General features: G+C 73.1%; 5 protein-coding genes and 1 pseudogene. 5 read left to right on the top strand and 1 reads right to left on the bottom strand.

Going from position 1 to position 4926, the window contains the following annotated elements; genetic code table 11:
* The 4 genes and pseudogenes from PMI01_RS04480 to PMI01_RS28175 all read left to right on the top strand — a co-directional run.
* Nucleotides 1–664, top strand: a 664-nt coding sequence (locus PMI01_RS04480) for an ABC transporter permease (protein ID WP_007663657.1), incomplete at its 5' end; no start/stop codon positions are given.
* A complete protein-coding gene (locus PMI01_RS04485) occupies nucleotides 661–1485 on the top strand; it encodes an ABC transporter permease (protein ID WP_007663660.1) in 825 nt (274 codons plus the stop codon). The genes PMI01_RS04480 and PMI01_RS04485, both read left to right, overlap by 4 nt.
* A gap of 1 nt (nucleotide 1486) precedes the next feature.
* Complete coding sequence (locus tag PMI01_RS04490; RefSeq protein WP_007663663.1) at nucleotides 1487–3082, top strand: ABC transporter ATP-binding protein; 1596 nt, start codon at nucleotides 1487–1489, stop codon at nucleotides 3080–3082.
* Between the two features lie 28 nt (nucleotides 3083–3110).
* Nucleotides 3111–3220, top strand: a pseudogene (locus PMI01_RS28175) (hypothetical protein); the annotation flags it as partial.
* A 35-nt stretch (nucleotides 3221–3255) separates the two neighbouring features.
* On the opposite strand, the gene PMI01_RS04495 reads toward PMI01_RS28175, so the two are convergent.
* The gene (locus PMI01_RS04495; RefSeq protein WP_007663664.1) at nucleotides 3256–4245 is read right to left on the bottom strand and encodes a P1 family peptidase; all 990 of its coding nucleotides are present in this window, start codon (nucleotides 4243–4245) and stop codon (nucleotides 3256–3258) included.
* Between the two features lie 135 nt (nucleotides 4246–4380).
* Here PMI01_RS04495 and PMI01_RS04500 point away from each other — a divergent pair.
* A partial coding sequence (locus PMI01_RS04500) for an amidase family protein (protein WP_007663666.1) occupies nucleotides 4381–4926 on the top strand: 546 nt, incomplete at its 3' end.

The following is a 4926-nucleotide window of genomic DNA, read 5'->3' on the forward strand; positions in this document are numbered from 1 at the left end:
CCCCCTGCCGCTGGCGGCGGCGGCCATGGTGCTGTCGGTGGCCATCGGCGCGCCGATCGGGGCCCTGGCGGCGGCGCGGCGCGGCGGGCCGGCCGACACCGCGGTGATGGGCCTGACCCAGGTGGGCGTCGCCATCCCCAACTTCTGGTTCGCGGTCCTGCTGGTCATGGCCTTCTCGACGGGCCTGCGCTGGTTCACGGCCGGCGGCTTCCCGGGCTGGGACGCCGGGCTGTGGCCGGCGCTCAAGGCCCTGACCCTGCCCTCCCTGGCCCTGGCCGTGCCGCAGGCGGCGATCATCGCCCGCGTCACCCGCTCGGCCCTGATCGACACCCTGGCCGAGGACTACATGCGCACCGCCCGCGCCAAGGGGCTGTCGCGAAGCCAAGCCCTGTGGCGGCACGGCCTGCCCAACGCCCTGATCCCGCTGCTGACCATCCTGGGCCTGCAGTTCCCCTACCTGCTGGCCGGCAGCGTGATCATCGAGAACGTCTTCTTCCTGCCGGGCCTGGGGCGCCTGGTGCTGCAGGCCATCACCCAGCGCGACCTGATCGTCGTCCAGGGCGTGGTCATGCTGCTGGTCTTCGCCGTGGTGGCGACCACCTTCCTGATCGACGTCGCCTATGTGCTGGTCGATCCCCGGCTTCGCGGAAAGCGCGGCTCATGAGCGCCCCCCGCCGTTCCGCCAGCCTGATCGTGGGGGCCGCGATCAGCGCCCTGTTCGTGATCGCCGCGTTGGGGTCGCTGGCCTGGACGCCCTACGACGTCGCGGCCTTCGACATCGCCCATCGGCTGCAAGGACCGTCGGCCGGCCACTGGTTCGGGGCCGACCACTTCGGCCGCGACACCCTGTCGATGATCCTGGTCGGGGCGCGCAACGCCCTGGCGGTGTCGCTGGTGGCGGTGCTGCTGGGGGCCGGGGTCGGCGTGCCGCTGGGCCTGCTGGCGGCGGCGCGGCGCGGCGGGATCGACGAGCTGGTGATGCGGTCCAACGACGTGGTCTTCGCCTTCCCGTCGCTGATCCTGGCCATCCTGCTCACCGCGGTGCTCGGCCCCGGGGCGATCAACGCGGTGATCGCCATCGGCGTGTTCAACATCCCGGTCTTCGCCCGCCTGACCCGCGGCTCGGCCCTGTCGCTGTGGACCCGCGACTACGTGCTGGCGGCGCGGACAGCGGGCAAGGGCACGGCGCGGATCTCGCTCGAGCACATCCTGCCGGGCCTGGCCAGCATCCTGATCGTCCAGGCCACCTTGCAGTTCTCGCTGGGGATCATCGCCGAGGCGGGGCTGTCCTATGTGGGCCTGGGCGTGCAGCCGCCGGCCGCCAGCTGGGGCAAGATGCTGGCCGACGCCCAGACCCTGATCGGCGTCGCGCCGCTGCAGGCGATCTTCCCGGGCCTGGCCATCGTCATCACCGTGCTGGGCCTGAACCTGCTGGGCGACGGCCTGCGCGACAGGCTCGACCCGCGCCTCGACGGGGAGCGCTGAGATGGCCCTGCTGGAGATCGACGACCTGCGGGTGACGATCGGCGGCGCGCCGATCCTGAACGGCCTGTCGCTGTCACTGGAGCCCGGCCAGGTGCTGGGCGTGGTCGGCGAGTCCGGCTCGGGCAAGTCGATGACCGCCCTGTCGATCCTGGGATTGCTGCCGGAGCGCGCGCGGGCCAGCGGCGCGATCCGCTTCGACGGCCAGGACCTGACGCGCCTGTCCGAAACCGACCTTTGCGACGTGCGCGGCGCCAAGATCGGCATGGTGTTCCAGGAGCCGATGACGGCCCTCAATCCGGTGATGACCATCGGCGACCAGGTGGCCGAGGTCGTGCGGCTGCACCAGGGCGGTTCGCGGGCCAAGGCCCTGGAAGTGGCGCGGCAGGCGCTGGAACGGGTCGGCCTGCCCGCCGAGCGCTTCCCGCTGGGCCGCTATCCGCACGAGCTGTCCGGCGGCCAGCGCCAGCGCGTGGCCATCGCCATCGCCATCGTCCTGTCGCCCCGGCTGATCATCGCCGACGAGCCGACCACCGCCCTGGACGTCACCACCCAGGCCCAGATCCTGGAGCTGCTGCGCCGCCTGGTGCGGGAGGACGGCGCGGCCCTGATCCTGGTCAGCCACGACCTGGCCGTGGTGGCCGGGATCGCCGACCAGGTGGCCGTCATGAAGGATGGCCGGATCGTCGAAACCGGCGAAACCGGCGCGCTGTTCTCGGAACTGAAGCACCCCTATACCCGGGCCCTGGCCGCCGACGCGACGCGGGTTCCTGTCCGGCGGGGCCACCCCGCGTCCTCCGCCCCGCCCGTGCTGGAGGCCGAAGGTGTGGTCCGGAACTACCCCGGACCGCGCCGCTTCCTTCGCGCCGCCCTCCCGTTCCGCGCGGTGTCGGAGGTCAGCCTGGCGATCCGGCCCGGCGAGATCGTCGGCCTGGTCGGCGAGTCCGGGTGCGGCAAGTCCACCCTGCTGCGCACCCTGCTGGCGCTGGAGACGCCGCAGGGCGGTCAGGTGCGGCTGTCGGGCCGGCCGTTCTCACCCGCCTCGCCCCGCGCCCTGCGCCGCCACATCCAGGTGGTGTTCCAGGACCCGCATGGCAGCTTCGACCCGCGCTGGACCGTGGAGCGGCTGGTCGCCGAGCCCCTTCACCTGCTGGACGACCGGCCTTCGCCCGCCGACCGCCGCCGCAAGGTCGAGGCGGCCCTGGCCAAGGTCGGCCTGCCGGCGCAGGCCGCCGACCGCCATCCCCACCAGTTCTCGGGCGGCCAGCGCCAGCGCATCGCCATCGCCCGCGCCCTGATCGTCGAACCCTCGATCATCGCCCTGGACGAGGCGGTCTCGGCCCTCGACGTCACCGTGCGCGCCGAGGTGCTGGACCTGCTGGCCAGGCTGTCGGACGAGTTGGGCCTGGCCTATCTGTTCGTCTCGCACGACATGGGCGTGGTGCGCGGCCTGACCGACCGGGTGCTGGTGATGAAGGCCGGCCGGATCGTCGAGGAAGGCCCGACGGCCGAGGTCTTCGCCAATCCCCAGCATCCGTACACGGCGCAACTGATCGCCGCGACGCCGGACCTCGACCGGGCCTTGGCGGCGCGGGCCTAGGGTTCGAATTCCATTAATCCCCCACGGTTGTCATCCCGGCCGCAGCGAAGCGGAGAGCCGGGACCCAGGGGCCGGCGCATTGCGGTTGCCCTGGGTCCCGGCTCTTCGGTCCGCTACGCGGTCCTACGGCCGGGATGACAACCGTGGGGTGGGGTTCAATTGATTTCGCCCCCCTACCCCCGCGCCAGATAAACCCCGCGCGCGATGGCCCGGGCCAGGCAGTCGCCGGCCGCCGAGCCGATGCGCGCGATGCGGCGCAGGCGCTCGTCCTGGCCCAGGTCGATCTCGCCCGAGGCCACCGCGAACACCACGTCGCCGTCGAACGGCGTGTGGGCGGGGCGCACGGCGCGGGACAGGCCGTCCTGGGCCATCATCGCCACGCGCTTGCACTCGGCGGAGGTCAGGGCGGCGTTGACCGCGACCACGGCCAGGGTGGTGTTGGCGCCCGGCGTCAGCCGGCCCTGGCCCGCCAGGCGCGAGGCCTCTGGCATCGGCTCGACCACGCCGGCCGGCCCCCTGGGCGTGCGGCCGCCGAACTCGCCGTCGATCTCGAACGGCCAGGCCCAGAAGGTCTCGCCGTCGGGCATATAGACCGAGCCGACCGGATTGACCGCCGCCAGGGCCCCGACCACCAGGCCGTCGCCGAGGTCCAGCGAGGCCGAGCCCAGCCCGCCCTTGACCAGGCCCGCCATCGCGCCCCGCCCGGCCCCCACCGCGCCGAGGGCGAAGTCCTGGCCGGCCACGCCCGCCGCTTCGACGCCCAGGCGCCGATAGGGCGGGTCAGCGCCCCAGGCCTTGTCGCCGCCGTTGGCCAGGTCATAGAGCACCGCCCCCGGCACGATCGGCACGGTCGGCGCGCCTGGCCGGACGCTGAAGCCCTCCCCCGCCCGCGAAAGCGCCGCCACCACGCCGTCGGCGGCGCCGAGGCCGAACACCGAGCCGCCGGACAGCACCACGGCGTGGGCCCGGGCGTAGCCGTTCTCCGGCGCCAGGGTCTCGCTCTCGCGCACTCCGGGGCCGCCGCCGCGCACATCGACGCCGGCGCTCCAGCCATCCGGGCACAGCAGCACCGTCACGCCGCTACGCAGGGCCTCGTCCGTGGCGTTGCCCACGCTCAGGCCTGGGACGTCGGTGATCAGGTTACGGGGACCGGGACGATACAAGGCTGGCGTTCCTTACAGACTCGACGAGCCATGACTTTTAGCCGACCCCCGCGCCGGTTACGCGCAAAACCGTCTTCGCGATGGCCCGGCGTTCTGTAGGCTCGCGATGTTCGAGTCCTGCTTACCGGAGTCCCCATGTCCGAACTCGCGGATCTGACCGCCGTCGACCTGCTGACGCTATACCGTGACAAGGCGGTCTCGCCCGTGGACGTGGTCGGCGCCGTGCTGGCGCGGATCGCGGCCCTGGAACCGGTGCTCAACGCCACCTGGGCGCTGGACCCCGAAGGCGCGATGGCCGAGGCCCGGGCCTCGGAAGCGCGGTGGCTCCGGGGCAATCCCGCCGGCCCGCTCGACGGCGTGCCGGTGACCATCAAGGAGCTGATCGCCACGCGCGGCGTGGCCAAGCCGCTGGGTTCGGCGGCGACGGAGCTGCGCCCCGAGCCGGCCGACGCGCCGCCGGCCGCGCGCCTGCGCGAAGCAGGAGCAGTGATTCTCGGCAAGACCACCTCGCCCGACTTCGGCATGCTGTCCTCGGGCCTGTCGAGCTTCCACAAGCTGTCGCGCAACCCCTGGGACGTCAGCAAGACGCCGGGCGGGTCGAGCGCCGGAGCGGGGACGGCCGCCGCCGCCGGCTACGGCCCGCTGCACCTGGGCACCGACATCGGCGGCTCGATCCGCCTG

It is taken from the genome of Caulobacter sp. AP07 (assembly GCF_000281955.1).
Taxonomy (GTDB): domain Bacteria; phylum Pseudomonadota; class Alphaproteobacteria; order Caulobacterales; family Caulobacteraceae; genus Caulobacter.

Excerpts from the sequence above, each read along its gene's own strand:
- PMI01_RS04485 (WP_007663660.1), top strand. The coding sequence starts at position 661 with ATGAGCGCCCCCCGCCGTTCCGCCAGCCTGATCGTGGGGGCCGCGATC.
- PMI01_RS04490 (WP_007663663.1), top strand. The coding sequence starts at position 1,487 with ATGGCCCTGCTGGAGATCGACGACCTGCGGGTGACGATCGGCGGCGCG.